Annotated in this window: 9 protein-coding genes and 1 pseudogene; 2 read left to right on the top strand and 8 right to left on the bottom strand. The window is 69.3% G+C overall.

The annotated features are described in order from the left end of the window. The 7 genes from U4Z31_RS34405 to U4Z31_RS34375 all read right to left on the bottom strand — a co-directional run. The coding region (locus U4Z31_RS34405; RefSeq protein WP_321812723.1) for a cytochrome P450 at positions 1–1,548 on the bottom strand (1,548 nt) is incomplete at its 3' end. Beyond that, the gene (locus tag U4Z31_RS34400; RefSeq protein WP_321812722.1) at positions 1,545–7,589 is read right to left on the bottom strand and encodes an SDR family oxidoreductase; all 6,045 of its coding nucleotides are present in this window, start codon (positions 7,587–7,589) and stop codon (positions 1,545–1,547) included. The genes U4Z31_RS34405 and U4Z31_RS34400, both read right to left, overlap by 4 nt. A gap of 75 nt (positions 7,590–7,664) precedes the next feature. Further along, a complete protein-coding gene (locus U4Z31_RS34395) occupies positions 7,665–9,269 on the bottom strand; it encodes an acyltransferase domain-containing protein (RefSeq protein ID WP_321812721.1) in 1,605 nt (534 codons plus the stop codon). Beyond that, positions 9,251–10,678, bottom strand: a complete 1,428-nt coding sequence (locus tag U4Z31_RS34390) for a TolC family protein (RefSeq protein WP_321812720.1) — start codon at positions 10,676–10,678, stop codon at positions 9,251–9,253. The genes U4Z31_RS34395 and U4Z31_RS34390 overlap by 19 nt, the downstream gene beginning before the upstream one ends. 3 nt (positions 10,679–10,681) lie before the next feature. After that, complete coding sequence (locus tag U4Z31_RS34385) at positions 10,682–12,904, bottom strand: peptidase domain-containing ABC transporter (RefSeq protein WP_321812719.1); 2,223 nt, start codon at positions 12,902–12,904, stop codon at positions 10,682–10,684. 11 nt (positions 12,905–12,915) lie between these two features. Continuing rightward, positions 12,916–14,193: an HlyD family secretion protein gene (locus U4Z31_RS34380; protein ID WP_321801492.1), complete on the bottom strand. Its 1,278-nt coding sequence runs from the start codon at positions 14,191–14,193 to the stop codon at positions 12,916–12,918. Positions 14,194–14,345: 152 nt separating this feature from the next. Next, a complete protein-coding gene (locus U4Z31_RS34375; protein ID WP_044844870.1) occupies positions 14,346–14,540 on the bottom strand; it encodes a hypothetical protein in 195 nt (64 codons plus the stop codon). A 101-nt stretch (positions 14,541–14,641) separates the two neighbouring features. Between U4Z31_RS34375 and U4Z31_RS34370 the strand changes: the two genes are divergently transcribed. Both U4Z31_RS34370 and U4Z31_RS34365 read left to right on the top strand, forming a co-directional pair. Further along, complete coding sequence (locus U4Z31_RS34370; protein ID WP_321812718.1) at positions 14,642–15,055, top strand: hypothetical protein; 414 nt, start codon at positions 14,642–14,644, stop codon at positions 15,053–15,055. Continuing rightward, positions 15,018–15,239: a hypothetical protein gene (locus U4Z31_RS34365; protein WP_321812717.1), complete on the top strand. Its 222-nt coding sequence runs from the start codon at positions 15,018–15,020 to the stop codon at positions 15,237–15,239. The genes U4Z31_RS34370 and U4Z31_RS34365 overlap by 38 nt, the downstream gene beginning before the upstream one ends. 439 nt (positions 15,240–15,678) lie before the next feature. Here the strand turns inward: U4Z31_RS34365 and U4Z31_RS34360 are convergent. Continuing rightward, positions 15,679–15,864 (bottom strand): annotated as a pseudogene (locus U4Z31_RS34360) (hypothetical protein); the annotation flags it as partial. Positions 15,865–15,868: the final 4 nt, after the last annotated feature.

Below are 15,868 nucleotides of genomic sequence, written 5' to 3'. Positions count from 1 at the left end.
CGTTGGCGTTGGCGTTGGCGTTGGCGTGGGCGTTGGCGTTGGCGTTGGCGTTGGCGTTGGCGTTGGCGTTGGCGACAGCGATGGTGATGGCGACGGCAACGACGTAGCCCCCAGCGCTTGCGTGCCCGTAAACGGACACACCGATGTCCTGACAGCCGGCGCGCTTGCATCCCCCCCGGCCTGCCCCGCGGACACCCGCTCGCGCAAGCGCGGCTTCGCGATCAACCGGATCCCGTCGCGCGGACGCAGCGAGATCGTCGCGCCGGTGTCGAGCGAATGACCGGGCACCGCGCTCAGGTCGACGTGCTGCGCCACCACCGCGATCAGCACGCGCATCTGCAGCAACGCGGTCTGGTAGCCGATGCATTTGCGCATCCCGCCGCCGAACGGAAAGTACGCGTACTTGTGGCGCTCCGGCGCATGCGATCCGAAGTTCTCCGGATCGAACGCGTCGGGGTTCGCCCACAGCGCCGGATGACGATGCGTGACGTACGGCGACATGAACACCGACGAGCCAGCCGGCACGTGATAGCCGCCGATCTCGTCGTCGTCGACCAGATCGCGCGTGAAGCCCCAGATCGGCGGGTACAGGCGCAGGATCTCGTCGACGGTCTGCGCGAGGTACGGCAGGCGTTCGAGATCGGCCGCATCGGGCGCGCGGCCGCCGAGCACCGCATCGAGCTCCTCGCGCAAGCGGCGCAACACCTGCGGATGCTGCGCGAGCGCATAGAGCCCCCACGCCATCCCGCTGCCGGTGGTTTCGTGGCCGGCGAGAAACACCGTCATCACCTCGTCGTGCACCTCGCGCTCGGTCAGCGGCGCGCCCGTGTCCGGGTCGCGCGCGGCGAGCAGCAGCGAGATCACGTCGCTCGTGTCGCAGCGCCCCGCACGATGCTCGGCGACGATCGCGTCCACGATCGTGTCGATCCCGCGGCGTGCGTGCGCGATCCGGCGATTGAACGGCGTCGGCATCCAGCGCGGCACGAAATCGTTCAGGTTGCCCTGCGGCATCATCGCCGCGATGCCGAAGCGCACGGCCGGCCCGACGTCGTCCGCATGCCGCGAGATGTCCGCGTTGAACAGCATCAGCCCGAGCATGCGCAGGCTCACCCGCATCATTTCCTCGACGGCGTCGAACGGCGCATGCGCCGGCCGCTTCAGCCACGCCTCGACGAGCGCGAGCGCCGCAGCGCCGACCGCGGCCGTGTGCGACTCGACCTGCCTGCGGTGAAACAGCGGCTGCACCACGCGGCGGTGACGCCGCCAGAACTCGCCGTCGGTCGTCAGCAGGCCGTCGCCGAAGAACATCTTGAAGTTGTCGTAGAAGCGGCCGCGCACGTAGTTGCGATGGTTGTCCTGCAGCACGTGCTGCACGCCGTCGGGATGCGCGAGCGCGTGCGTGAGGAACGGGCCGAGACGGTTGCGCGCGATGTCGCCGTACTGCTGCTGCAGCTTCAGCAGCATCGTGACGGGATTGCGCTTGTACGCCGCGAGGTTGCCCATCACTACGCTGCCGCGCGGGCCGGGCGCGAGTCGCTTCATGCTCATGCGGACACCTGTTCGGAAGGCGCGCGCCCGGCCAGTTGCGCGTCGATCTCGCCGCGCGCGGCGAACGCGCCGGTCACGCGATGCACGTAGCCGATCACGATGCCCGTCACGTCGCGCATCTGCATCAGGATCCTGCCGTCCGGGCGCACCGCGACGAACCGGTTGCCGCTGCTCGCCGGCCCTTCCAGCGCGAACGCGCGCGGGCTCACGCGCAGCGCGATCGACGCGTGGCGCCTCGCCAGCTCGCAGTCGTTGCCGGCTTCGTAGATATCGATGCGGCCGATCGACATCGGCGCCGCGAGCGGAATGTAGTCGCCCGCGACGTGATCGAGCGCGGCCACGCGCGCGAGCCCGTCGAGCAGGATGCTCGGCACCACGAAGCGCGAGAACACCGGGTCGCCGTCCGGCACGTTCAGCCGGAAGCGCGCCTGCTTGCCCGCGTCGCTCATGCCGGTGTCGGTCGTCGACACGAACATGCCGGTCAGCCGCACCGGCGCCGCGTCGAAGTGATACGGATCGGCGACGGGCGTGAACGTCGCCATGGCCGGTTCGTGCCACACCGGCGCCGGCGCGTAGGCGTCGGCCAGGCGCACGGTGATCTCGAAGTGCGGCTTGTCGCGCACGAGCACCTGCCCGCCCGGCGCCAGCACGTCGCCGGAAATCCGCACGCGCACGTGCACCGCGTCGCCGTCGCGCGACGCGATCCACGCGTGGATGCGCTTCACGCTCGGCCGCTTCGCGTCGTACACACGCAGGAAGTGCAGGAATGCCGCGTCCGCGAAGCCGACGACCTTGAGCCCCGGCACGAGCCGCAGCGCGGCCTCGGCGGCCACTTCGGGCACGAAGGTTCCCGGCAGCGTCGGAAAGCCGTTGACGACGTGATGCTGCAGGTACGCGTCGCGCTCGAGGTCGAACACGCGCTCGAACGTCACGCTGTCGTCGGTCCGCGCGCGTTCCGCGCCGAGATAGAAATCGGGATCGCGCGACGCGGCGACGGCGGCCGGCGCGCCTTCGTCGAGGTCGAAGTAACCGGGCAGGTGCGTTTCGATCGCACGCCGCTCGGCGTCGCCGAGATGCACGGACATCGCCGCGCGCTCGCCGAGCCCGAGTTCGCGCATGAAGTGATGCTGCCCCTCCGCGGTGCGCATGCTCGTGAACAGTCCGCTCTTCTCGAGAAACGCACGCGTGACCGGGTTCGCGCCGAGCCCGACCGAGCGCCACAGCGTCCAGCCGATCGTGAATTCGTCGTGACCGAGCGCCGCGCGGTGATACGACGCCTGCGTGTTCAGGAAGTCGTTGCCCGACGCGTAGTCGGTTTCGCCCGCCTGCCCGGTCAGCCCGATGAACGAGCCGAAGTTGCACCACAGGCGCGGCTGCCGCGCGCCGAACGCGCGGCGCAGGTTCCAGTAGCCGCGTACCTTGATGTCGCGCACCGCGACGAAATCGTCCAGTGACTTCACGCGCACCGAGGCCGAACGGTTCAGTCCGGCCGCGTTGACCAGCAGGTCGACGCGCGGCTCGCGCGCGAGAATCGTGTCGATGGCCGCCTTCACGCTGTCGGGGTCGAGCACGTCGGCGCGCAAGTAGGTCACGCGGTGCGCGCCGCAGAACGCGCGCATCGCCTCGATGTTCATGCAGGCCGTGCGCGCGTCGGCACGCCGCTCGAAGGCGCGGATGATCTCGGGCAACGACCGTTGCGGATGCAGCGCCTTCTGCTGGCGGATGTAGTCCGGACGGCTCTTCGCGAACGTTTCGTCATCCATAGCGAGCAGTTCCGCGTCGATCGCGTCCAGCGCGCTGCTGCCGATCAGGTACAGCGTCGGGCGCACCTGCGCGGCGAGCGTCTTCATCAGCTCGCCGGTGATCCCGCGCGCACCGCCGACCGCGACCACGACCGAATCCTGGCCGAGCGACAGCCGTTCGTCCGCGCGCAGTTCACCCGCGTCCGCGATCACGCGCGGCGTGCGGCGCCGTCCGGCGCCCAGCGCGACGACCGGCAGCCAGTGACGGGCGCCGCTTTCCCGCTCCGCGTCGCGCAGCGCGTCCGCCAGCGCGCGCGTATCGGTCAGCACGGCAACCGGGCGCGCTTCCGGCATCTCGATCGCCAGCGCCTTCACGAGGCCCGTGAACAGGCCGGCATCCGGATGCGGTACGTCGCCCGCGAGCGCGTCGAGCAGCAATACGATCAAGCTGCCGTCGCGCTCGAGTGCCGCATGGCAGCGCTTGATCGCGAGAAACGCCAGCTCGTGCAGCGCGAGCCGCGCAGACGCAGCCGGCGCTGCGGCACCCGGTGCGAGCGTGCCGGCGTCGAGCGACGTGAGCACGCGCACGTGGCCGATGTCGTCGGGCAGGAAATCGAGCGCCGCCGCATCGATCCGCTCGATCCAGTGCCAGCCCGGCCGGTGCGTGGCGAACGGCCGCGTCGACAGCACCACGCAGCCGGGGCCCTCATCGGCGTGTGCGGCCTGTGCGGCCAGCGCGTCCGGCATGTCGGTCACGATCACGCAGCGCGGCGCGATGAACGGCGTCGACCGGCCCGCGGGCCGCCACGGCGCGTCGCGCCATTCGATCCGGTAACGCGCGACGCCGAGCGGCTCGCCGTCGGCCGCGACGCCGGTCCGGCGCAGCGGGCCGGGTATCAGGGTGCCGGGTTCAACGGGTGCGGTCGCCGCGGTTGTCGATGCGGCCGGTTGCGCGGTCGCGGCGGCCGGTGCCGTCGCATGGGCGGGCGGCACAAGCAGCGCGTCGCGATGCGGCTCGTGCGGCGTGGTCCCGTGCGGGCCGGCCGGCTCGCATGCAACATGCAGCGCGTAGCGCGCGCGGTCGCCGCCGCCGTCACGCGTGAGCGTCGTGCCGGCATCGCGCGCGACGATTGCGCGCAGCACGTCGATCGCCGAGTCGGCCCCCGCATACGTGACCGCGCGGCCCGTCGCATCGCACGGCGCAGCCGGTTCGACAGCAGCCCTCGCGTCGCCGCCGCCCACTACCGCGAGCACCGGCAGCCCTTCGGCCTGCGCACGCCGCACCGTCGTGACGGCGAACAGCACGATGCCCTCCGCGAGCGGCAGCCCGAACGCGGGCCGCACCTCTTCCGCCGAGTTGCCGTTGATGCCGCCGACGATCGCCATGTCGAGTTCGCCGCTGCACAGGAAACGCTCGGCCGCCTCGAATGCCGCGAGCGTCGACGCGTGGCCCGCATCGACCGTCATGTTCATTCCGTGCAGGTCGTGATAGTTCGCGACGCGCGCCGGGATCACGTTCGGCATCATTCCCGGAAACGAATTCTCGGTCGTCGGCGCGACGAGTTGCTTCGTCGCCTCGCGCAAGCCGTCCAGCACGCGTTCGGTCGCCGCGCGTTCGTCCGGCCCCGTCGCGTCGAGCACCGCGGCCGCGATGTCGTCGAGATAGCAGCGGCTCGCGTAGAGCGCCGCATTGCGCGTGGGCCCCATGTGCCCCATCACGAGTCCGATCGTGTCCGCATGCGCGTGCCAGAACGTGCCGAGGCGTTCGCGCAGGTCGTGCGCGGCGTCGAGCGCCATCAGCTGGCAGCGATCGAGCGCGCGCAGCACCGCCGGCGGCATCTTCACGCGCGCGAAGCTCGGCAGCGGGTAGCCGGTTCCGAAGCTCGCGTCGGGCGCACGGCCTTCGCCGCGCAGCCACGCGGCGACCTGGGCGTCGCCGTCGAGGCCCGGAAACTTTGCGGACCAGCCGACGATCGCGAGCGGCTCGCGCGCGAACCGCCCGCTCGCCTCGCCGGCAGGTAGATCCGCGCGGTATTCCGACACGATCAGGTGACCGTTCGTGCCGCCGAAGCCGAACCCGGACACCGCCGCGACGCGCGCCGATTCACGCCGGACCGGCCACGATACCGGCGCCACCGGAATCCGCAGGTTCGTGCCGGCGATGTCGAACTCAGGCGGCGGCTCGCTGAAGCGGTGCTGCGGCGGGATCACCTGATGCCGCAACCCGAGCAGCACCTGGATCACCGACACGACGCCGGCCGCCCACCCCGTATGCCCGACCAGCGACTTGTTCGACGTCACCTGCACCGGACGGTCGCGCCGGATCGCGTCGCGCAGGCTCTGGAATTCCGCGAGATCGCCGGCCGGCGTGCCCGTTGCATGCGCAACGACCCAGTCGACGTCGGCCGGCACCGTCGCGGTGCGCGCATACGCGCGGTCGATCGCGATGCGCTGGCCGGCCGAATTCGGCGCGTAGATCGCCTTGCCCTTGCCGTCGGACGACGAGCCGAACGATTTCAGCACGCCGAGGATGCGGTCGCCGTCCGCACGCGCCCGCGCGACGCGCTTCAGGATCACGACGCCCGCGCCGTCCGCGAACAGCACGCCGTCGCAGTCGCGATCGAGCGGCCGCACCTCGCCGCTGCGCGACAGCCCGTGCAGCTTCGAGAACAGGACCGAGCCGCGCGGCGCGAGCGCGAAAGCGCCGCCGCACGCAACCACGTCCTGCTTGCCGAGCAGCAGCGCCTTGATTCCGAGATCGATCGAATACAGCGACGACGAACACGCGGTGTCGACCATCATGCATTGCGCGTCGTCCGGCAGCACGCCCTGCATCGCGTTCAGGCCGACCCGGTGCGGGAAGAACGACGCGAGATCGCCGGCGCCGCGCGCATAACGCGCGCTCAGCACCGCATCGATCGCGGCCACGCGCCGCTCGCGCTCGGCCGCGTCCACGCCCGCCTCGATCAGCACCGCGTTCAGGCGTTCGCGCGCGGCGGCCAGCACCATCCCCTCCTCGAGATGCTGGCTGCCGTCCGCCGTGTAGCCGACGAGGAACGCCACGCGATCGGCGTCACGCAGCGTCACGCCGTCGAGCGACTGGCACAGCGCGTGACGCAGCCACAGCGTCGTCAGCTCGTGCGGCGCGGTGCCCGCGTCGAGTTCGGCGCGCACCGTCGGGCACGGCTCGAACTGCTCGATGAAGACCGAGCGCGACTGATAGCTCTTGTCCTCGGCCGACGTGTCGGGCGAATAGAACGAGCGGTAATCCCAGCGATCCGGCGGCACGTTGCCGAACAGTTCGGGCCCGTCGAGCAGCGCGCGCCAGAACGCATCGGGGTCGCTCGCGCCGGGCAACGCGAGACCCATGCCGACCACGGCGATGTCGTCGCTGTCCGGCGCGTCGTCCGGCGGCGCGGCGGGACCATCGGCCCGCTGCGCGTTCACGGAGACGGGCGGCGCCGCGGCCGGCGCCGCCTCGCCCGCGCCCTCGGCACGCGCCGCGCCCGCCCATTCCGCGCGCGGCGACAACCCTTCGCTGCACAGCGACAGCCCGCCGTCCGCGACGACCACCTGCCCGGTGATCCAGCGCGCCGCATCCGACGCGAGAAACACGACGAGATCGGCGAGGTCCTCCGCGCGTGCGAGCCGCTTCAGCGGCGTCGCGGCGATGCTCGAGCGCTTCGTGTTCTCCGGGTCCGGAAACTGCGCGGCGACGTCGCCGTCGATCAGCGTCGACGACGCGCCGTTCACGCGAATGTCGCGCCCCGCGTACTCGACCGCGAGATAGCGCGTCAGCGATTCGAGCGCCGCCTTCGCGGTGCCGACGACCAGATAGTTCGCCGGCACGAGCGTCGCGCCCACCGACGACACGTTGACGATCGCGCCGCCGCCCGAGCGCGCCATCAACGCCGCGGCGCGGCGCGCGCACCAGAACGCGCCCTTCAGGTTGGTGTCGAGCGCGCGATCGAAATGCTCGGCGCCGATCTCGTCGACGCCGAGCAGCGCGCCGGACGCCGCGTTGTTGACGAGCACGTCGAGCCGGCCGTAGCGCCGTTCGATCTCGTCGAACATCCGGTCGACCTGCGCCTGCTGCGCGACCGACGCACGGATCACGTCGACCGTCGCGCCGAGCGCGCGCAGTTCGTCGGCCGTCTGCTTCGACGCGTCGAGCGAATGGAAGAAATTCAGGATCACGTGCGCGCCCTGCTCGGCGAAACGCCTGCAGATCGCCTTGCCCACGTTTTTCGCGCCGCCCGTCACGAGGACGAGCTTGCCGCGCATGCTGGTATTCGACATGGATCGCCTGCCTATCGAGAACTTGTCATTACGGGCAGGGCCCCCCCTGCCGACCAACGTTTCAGCCCACGGCCGTCAGGCGGCCGCCTTCCCCTGGTTCTCGTAGACGAAATCGACGATCTGCCCCATCGCCTTGAAATCGCCGCTGCGGAAATTGGCCGGCAGCGGCGGCAGCGCGTAGCGCGCGGTGATGCGCTGGATGATCTCGGTCTGCTTGACCGAATCGATGCCGAGTTCGGCTTCGAGCTCGATCGTTTCGGAGAACACCTCGGCCGGATACTCCATCGCTTGCGCGTAGATATCGACGAGCTCCGTGAACAGCCGCTCGCGCGGCACGTGGGCGGGCTTCGCCGCCGCGAGCGGTTCGTGCGGCGCCGACGGCGCCGGCACCGCCGTCAGGGTCGGCGCGGCCACGGCCACCGCCGACAGGCGCGGTGCGGACGCGACGAGCGGCTCGGCCTGCGGTGCCAATGCGGCGAGCGTCGGTGCCGCGACCGGCGCGGCGCCGGCCGGCGCCGTGCTCGCCGCATCGAACGCGTGACGCAGCTCGCCCTTGAGCCAGTCGACGATGTGCGGTCCGCGCGCATGCCAGAACGCGTCGAACCCGGAGCCGGCGTTGCCGATGCGAATATCGTCCTTCATGATGCTGTCCTCCTGGAAATAACGGGTGATGGTCGTGACGACGCTCGATTCCTCGGTCGCGTTCGACGGGCCGCCGAACGTCCTGACCGTGCCGGGCCCCGCGATGCGCACGACGATGCGCGCGAGCGCGTTGAGCGCGCCGCATTCGACGTAGCGCCCGATGCCGTCCGCGCACGCCGCGCGAATCGCATCGGCGAACCGCACCGGCAGCACGAAATGCGACGCGAGCCGCGCGCCCGGATCGTCGGCGCCGCTGTAGCGGCGGCCGAGGATCGGCGAATACACCGGAATCGCGAGCGGGCCGTGCCGATACGCGGCGAGCCGCGCGGCGAACTGTTCGCGCGCGCCGGCCAGATCGGGGTGATGAAATCCATACGGAGACCTGAGCGTCTGTGCTGTCACGCCGCGTGCCGCGCATGCCGCGACGAAGCGCTCCAGCGCGTCGCGCGGGCCGGACACGACGGTCTGCGACGGATGGTTCTCGACCGCGATGCACACGTTGCGCACCGCGTGCGTGACGGCGCTCGCGTCGATCAGCTCGCGCGTCGCGTCGGCACCCGTCGAGATCGCGGCCATCATCCCGTCGGCCGGCGCCGCCGCCTGCAACGACGCTATCCGGTCGCAGACGATCCGCGCGCCCTGCTCGATCGAATACATGCCACCGCACACCAGCGCCGCGATCTCGCCGAAGCTGTGTCCGATCAGCACGTCGGGCGTCACGCCGCGCTCGCGCAGCACGCCGAACATCCCGACCGACGCGCCGTAAATCCCGAGCTGCAGCAGATCGGGCGCTTCGTGCAGCCAGACGTCGAGCCCGGCATCGTCACGCCACAGCGCGCCCGTCAGCGGGCGGCCGAGGCGCTCGCTCGCGACCGCGTCGAGCAGGTCGAGCGTCAGCCGCACGCTCGAGTGTTCGCGGCCCAGCTGCCGCAGCGCGCCCGCATAGAACGCGCCCTGTCCCGGGAACAGGAACGCGCAGCCGCGCGCTTGCGCGCCGCTCGCGTCCGGCCCGGCGCCGTTCAGCCCGCGTCGTTCCATAATCCCAGCCTCCCAAGGCTCTCGGCCAGTTTCAGTCTCGCGATCCGCCACTTCGACACCGCGAGCACACGCTGCCGGCGCGCATCCGCGAGCGCCGACTGCGCGTTCAGCAATTCCGTGAACGTGCCGACGCCGGCCTTGTAGCGCCCACGTGCGATGTCGAGCGAATGCAGCGCGGTATCGAGCAGATGCCGCGAGTTGTCCAGGTTCGTCGTATCGGTCTGCAGGCTCTGGTAGCTCTTCCATACGTCGAGCGACACCTTCAGTTCGGTATTGCGCACGTCGGCTTCCTGTGCGTCCGCCTGCGCCTTCGCTTGCGCGACCCGGTAGCCCGCCGCGAACCCTTCGAACAGCGGAATCGAAACCTGGATGCCGATCGAGTTGCTGTGACTGCTCTGCAACTGGAGAAACGACGCCTGCTGCTGGTAAGACGGGTTGTTGCGCGCGAGGCTGCCCGTCAGCGAGATCGTCGGCAACGACTGCGCGCGCACTGCCCGCACCTCGTCGCGCGCCGCTTCGAGCTTTTCGCGCGCGGCGATCAGCTTCGGATGATGGCGCTTGGCTTCGGCGATCAGGTCGGCGACACCGCGCGTGAAGTCGTCGCGATCGGGCGACGGTTCCGCGTCGGCGATGCGCAGCGGCGTATCGGCGTCGGCGCCCAGCGTCGTCGCGAGCGTGCCGATCGCGCTCTGCAGGTCGCCCTCCGCGCTCACGCGATCGAGCAGCGCCTTGCGGTAGGTGGTCTGCGCCTGCAACGCATCGCCGAGCGTGCCGGCGCCGCCGTCGTGCCGCGCGCTCGCCTCGGCGAGGCTCTCCTGCGCCGCGTGCTCGACCGCCTGCGCGGCGGCGAGTGCCGCCTGCGCGTCGCGCAGCGCGTAGAACGCCTGCGCCGCGTCGTAGAAAACGCTCTGCAGCGCATCGTCGTGCGCCGCGTTGGCCGCGCGCAGCAGCGCGCGCGCACGGTCGAGCGTCGCGCCGCGCTTGCCGAAATCGAACAGCACCCAGCTCAGGTTGAGCATGCCGTAGCGGCTGGTGCTGCGCTGGTCCTGCGAATAGCCGCCGCTGTAGTTCGTCGTCAGGTTGTCGCGCTCGACACCCGCCGTCGCATTGAGCGTCGGCCAGTACGCGGCCTTCGACACGCCGACCTCGGCCGCGGCCGCGCGCGCATCCGACCATGTCCGGCTCAGTTGCGGATGCGAGCAGATCGCCAGCAGGATCGCGTCCTCGAGCGCGAGCGGCCGCGCGTCGACAGGCTGTGCGCCGCACGCGGTGGCCGACGCCATCGCCCCGGCCGGCGTGGCCGCGACGTCATTGCGCGTGCCGTACACGTCGAGCAGCTGCGCGCGTGCCGGCGGCGCGGACCCCGCGAGCGCGACGACAGCCAGCACGGTAGCGAGGGGACGCTTCATCGCTCAGCGCCCCGCGACCGGTTCCGCCGCACCGGCGTCGTGCGTCGCCGGCTGCGGCGCGACGGGTGCAGCGGCGGACGTCCTTGCCGCCATCGCCGCGCGCATCGCGGCGGTCGACTGGTCGAGCACGACCTTGCCGCCCTGCAGCATGATGACGCGCTGCGCGGACGCGATCGTCTCCGGCCGGTGCGCGACGATCAGCCGCGTCATCGCGAGCTGCGTGACGGCCGCGTTGACCTGCATCTCGCGCTGGATGTCGAGATGGCTCGTCGCTTCGTCGAGCACCAGAATGCCCGGCCGCTTGTACAGCGCACGCGCGAGCAGCACGCGCTGCTTCTGCCCGCCGGACAGCACCGTGCCCATGTCGCCGACCAGCGTGTTGTAGCCCATCGGCATCGCGGCGATGTCGTCGTGCACGGCCGCGACGCGCGCGCATTCGGCGACCCAGCGCGGGTCCGCGTCCGGGTCGAAGAAACTGATGTTGTCCGCGATCGAGCCCGCGAACAACACGTCGTCCTGCAGCACCGTGCCGACCAGCGCGCGCAACCGTTCGATGCCGAGCCGGCCGACGTCGAGCCCGCCGATCCGAACCGTGCCGCCCGTCGGTTCGTGGATGCCGAGCAGCACGCCGATCAGCGTCGTCTTGCCGCAACCCGACGGCCCGACGATCGCGACCGACTCGCCCGCCGCGATCGTCGCGCTCACGCCGTCCAGCACGAGCGGCTCGCCGTCCGCGTAGCGGAACGACAGCGCGTCGATCTCGATGCTCGCTTCAAGCGCGTCGGCCTCTCCCGGCACGTTGCGCAGGCTCGCGTCCGGCTCGCTTTGCGCGAACACGATGTCGGCCAGCCGCTCGCCCTGGAGCTGCAGCATCCTGACTTCGAAGTACTTGTCGATCAGGCTGCCGACCCGGCTGTCGAACTGGTTCTTGTACGCGTTGAACGCCATCAGCACGCCGACGGTGAACTGGCCGTCCATCACCATGCGCGCGCCGAGCCAGATGATCAGCACGTTCTCGATGCCGAACAGCAGGCCGTTGAGCTGCTGGTAGAAGATCTGCAGCTTCTGCACGTGCAGGCTCGCATTGACCTGCTCGACCAGCAGCGGGATCCAGCTCGCGCGGCGCTCCGTCTGGCGGTTGAACAGCTTGATCGTCTTCACGCCGCGCACCGTTTCGAGGAAATGGCTCTGCTGCTTGGCCGCGTGCACGATCTGGTCCTCGGTCGCACGCCGCAGCGGGCCGTACCACAGCCACCGGACGAGCGCGTACAGCGCCATCGTCGCCAGCGCGACCAGGCCGAGCACGCGGCTGTACACGAACATCATCGCGAGCGTCACGATCGTCATCAGCCCGTCGATCACCGCGCCGAGAAACGACGTGGTCAGCGTCTGCTGGATCGTGTCGATCGAACCGAAGCGCGACACGACGTCGCCGAGGTGGCGCCGCTCGTAGTAGCGCACCGGCAGGCTCAGCAGGTGCGTGAACACGTTCGCGCGCCACTGGATGTTCAGCGTGACGCCGACGTACATCAGCGCCCACGCGCGAATCGTGCCGGTCGCCTGCTGCATCAGCAGCAACAGGCCGAAACCGAGCGCCAGCACCGTCAGCAGGTCGCGATCGGCGCTGACGATCACCTCGTCGATCACCCACTGCAGGAAGAACGGCTGCACCAGCATGAAGACTTCGAGCGCGATCGCGAGCGCGAGGATCTGCGCGAGCGAGCGCGAAAGCCCCGACACCGGGCCGAGCAGCTCGCGCAGCTTCACCGCCGGCCGCGCCGCGCGCGGCGCGAACCCGGCGGCCGGCCACAGTTCGAGCGCGACGCCGGTGAAGGCGCGCGACACTTCCGCGAGCGGCACCTTGCGGATGCCGTGCGACGGGTCATGAATCGTCGCGGTCTTGCCGCTCACTTCCTTCAGTACGACGAAGTGGTTGAAATTCCAGTGCAGCAGGCACGGCAGGCGAAGCTGGCCGAGCTGCGCCAGGTCGAGCTTCACCGCGCGCGTGCCGAGCGCGAGGCGCTGCGCGACCTCGATCACGCGCCCGAGCCCCGCGCCCTTCAGCGAGACGGGGAATTGCCCGCGCAGCGTCGCGAGATCCACGTGATGGCCGTGATAGCCGGCCACCATCGCGAGACACGCGAGCCCGCATTCCGCGGCCTCCGTCTGCAGGATCATCGGCAGCTGGCGGCCGAGCCCGAACGAGAGTCGATCGAGTAGTGCCATGCGCGACCTCGTCAGAGTTTGCCGGTGAGGCTGTAAAGCGGCTCCAGCACCCATTCGTACAGGCGCCTGCGCTCCTGCAGGATGTCTGCCTGCAGCGTCATGCCCGCCTGCAACGGTTGCTGCGCGCCATACGCGGTGACGTGCTGCGCATCGAGCGCGACGACCACGCGATAGAAGGTCGCATCGCGCCCCTCGCCCGGCGTCGCCGCCGGGCCGCCGTCGTTCGCGAGTTCGGCCGCCGACAGCGCCGTGCGCGCGATCGACACGACCTCGGCGCGATACTGGCCGAATTTCTGGTACGGAAATGCCTGGTAGCGGACCAGCACCGGCTCGCCGACCCGCACGAAGCCGATCGCCGTGCTCGGCACGAACAGGTGCGCCTGCCAGCGCGCGCCGCCCGGCACCACGCTCGCGAGCGGCCGCGACGTATCGACCGACTGGCCGACGTCGGCGATCGCCGCCGTCACGACGCCCGCTTCCGGTGCGGTGACGACGATCCGGCGCTTCGCCTCGCTTTCGATCAGGTTCTGGTCGACGTCGATCACGTTGCGGTCGATCTGCGCGAGCTGGTTCTGCTGCTTGAGGTCGAGGCCGGCCAGCTGGTTGTTCGCTTCCGTCAGCGACTGCGCCGTCGACGCACGCTCGCGCAGCAGCCCGTTCAGCTTCGACTGCTGGTCGAGCAGGTCGGCTTCGCGCTGCTGCGCCTGATCCTTCGAGATGTAGTCCTGGGCCAGCAGGCCGCGATAGCGTTTCGCGCCGTCAGCCGCGATCGACGTGCGCAACCGCTGCGCCGCGAGCTGATCGTCGATCTGCGCAAGCTCGCCGCCCAGGCTCGCGATCTTCGCGCGCACCGTTGCGCGTTCGTCCTGCTGCAGGCTGCGCGTCTTGTCCATTTCCGTGAGCAGCGACGCCTTGCGTTGCCGCGCCTGCGCGATCAGCGCGGCCTGCGTCGCGCCTTGCGCCGCGCTCTGCAGGTCGGTGGACACCGTATAGAGCGTCTGCCCGCGTGCGACGTGCTGCCCTTCCTTCACATCGCGCGCGACGACGATCCCCGGCTGCAGCGCATAGACCTTCACCAGCCCCGCATCCGGCATCACGACGCCGCTGACCGTCGTGCGACGCGTGTAGGTGCCGAACGTGAAGAACAGCAGCACGCACGCGGCCATCGCGACCGCGGCGGCCGCCAGCAGCGTCAGCGACACGGGGCGCACCAGCACGATCTCGCCCAGCGCGCCGGCGCGCTGCGCCTGTTGTGCTTCGTGCCGGAAGAGAGATGTCGGGTTCGTCAAGATACGGGATGACTGACTGTCAATTGGGTTCGACGGGATGCGTTCCGGTTGCCCGGGAAGATCGCCGCGGCACCCCGCTCCGGTGCCGCGGCGGTCCGCGATTCACGCGATGGCGGCGCAGCGCGCGCCATCGCGCGGAAATCGCGTTCGGCTTACGCGTGCTGACCGCCCAGCAGGCCGAGCAGTGCGTTGCCCGTGCCCACGACAGCCGTCGTCAGCGCTTCGCCGACGTTGTAGAGCGTCTGGCCGTACAGCTCGACCACGTTGCCCAGCGTGTCGAAAATCGAGCCGCCGCCGTAGTAGCCGCCGGAAACTTGTGCGATTTCCTGCTGATTCAGTTCTTGCATTGCGTTTCTCCAGATTGAGAATGCTAGATAACCCATCTAGCGGGGCATCGAACCACGCCGCGAATCGCGACGCAGGTCAATACGTTAAATATGTTAAATTTATGAACGAAACGACTCCATCGCTCGTTTATATTTCATCGATCATTCCAGCCAGATGGCGTGAGACGTCCCATCGGATCGAATATCGCGATGAATTCTTTCGCAACGCCCTCACGATCGATCAGCATTCGACAAACCGGCTGTTTGTCGATATGCAATTAATCCTCGAGCCGCCCGGCATCCGGTTCGACGACTTCAATCTGCAGACGAGCAGACATCCCGTGCGTGGACCTCACGGCACCATGCACGTCGCGGAACAAAAGAATGAAAACGCGAATGAATACTTGCCCGATAATCAGCAAAAAATCAGATACGCACCGATTACCAGCCGCCCAATCAACCATCAAGAAATGATTGAGCCGCGTCGGGTTTTGCTCAATGAATTTCTTACAAAAAATGAATTCACGGGCCAATGATCCGACACTTTCCGGCCCCTCTTTGTACGATACCGCACCATCGGGCAAACCCGATATCAGCGGGCTATTGATTCTATTTTCAGGTGGAATTCTGGGCGCAAATATGGAGATTGAATTCCCGCAGTTGATGCCGGAAAGCGATTGTCGTGGCGGCCGATCTGCCCGATGGAATCCGTCGAATTGATATGCAAACAGAATGCATGAACGGGCCGCACGCAACGGCGGGCGCGCGGGCGAATATACGCACCGGGCCTTGCGGACGGCCCGGTGCGCAGCGCCGCGTCACCCCGCTTTCGGCTTCGCGAGCTGGTCCGCGATGGGCAGGTTGCGGATGCGCGTGCCCGTTGCCGCGAAGATCGCGTTGGTCAGCGCTGGTGCGACCGGCGGCAGCCCCGGCTCGCCCGCGCCGCCGAGCGGCGTCGCGGCATCAATCAGGCAGGGATCGGTGTGGCGTCCGCGAATGCGGAACGTGTATGGCTGTCAGTATCCGTGGCCGACGCTGTGCCGCGGAAGGGCTATTCCGCGAAAACACTTTGGCATCCGGGGGACATTCGCATTTTCTGCAGAATGTGCAACGCACCGGGAGCGCACGTGTATCCCGTGACGCGACAGGAGAAACGGCAGATCTTCGCGAACGCCGTGCTCGCGGTCTGCTTCAGCAGGTACTTGCGCTGCGACGACAGCGGCGTCTCGCCGAACCAGCACGGGGCCGCCGATTCGATCCTGCCGATGTAGCCGCGAAAGTCGTCGTCCGAGCAGCCATCCTGGCGTGCGGCCCACGGCGCCAGGAAGCGCAGCGCATCATGCGCGTCG

The organism is Burkholderia sp. BCC1985 (assembly GCF_905339915.1).
Lineage (GTDB): Bacteria > Pseudomonadota > Gammaproteobacteria > Burkholderiales > Burkholderiaceae > Burkholderia.
Note: the sequence above shows the minus strand (reverse complement) of the source record. Positions and strands in the feature narration are given on the sequence as shown.

Bases quoted from the DNA above. Each gene is read 5' to 3' on its own strand.
- U4Z31_RS34370 (WP_321812718.1), top strand. From the start codon at position 14,642: ATGAACGAAACGACTCCATCGCTCGTTTATATTTCATCGATCATTCCA.
- U4Z31_RS34365 (WP_321812717.1), top strand. From the start codon at position 15,018: ATGAATTTCTTACAAAAAATGAATTCACGGGCCAATGATCCGACACTT.
- U4Z31_RS34400 (WP_321812722.1), bottom strand. From the start codon at position 7,589: ATGTCGAATACCAGCATGCGCGGCAAGCTCGTCCTCGTGACGGGCGGC.
- U4Z31_RS34390 (WP_321812720.1), bottom strand. From the start codon at position 10,678: ATGAAGCGTCCCCTCGCTACCGTGCTGGCTGTCGTCGCGCTCGCGGGG.
- U4Z31_RS34385 (WP_321812719.1), bottom strand. From the start codon at position 12,904: ATGGCACTACTCGATCGACTCTCGTTCGGGCTCGGCCGCCAGCTGCCG.
- U4Z31_RS34375 (WP_044844870.1), bottom strand. From the start codon at position 14,540: ATGCAAGAACTGAATCAGCAGGAAATCGCACAAGTTTCCGGCGGCTAC.
- U4Z31_RS34395 (WP_321812721.1), bottom strand. From the start codon at position 9,269: ATGGAACGACGCGGGCTGAACGGCGCCGGGCCGGACGCGAGCGGCGCG.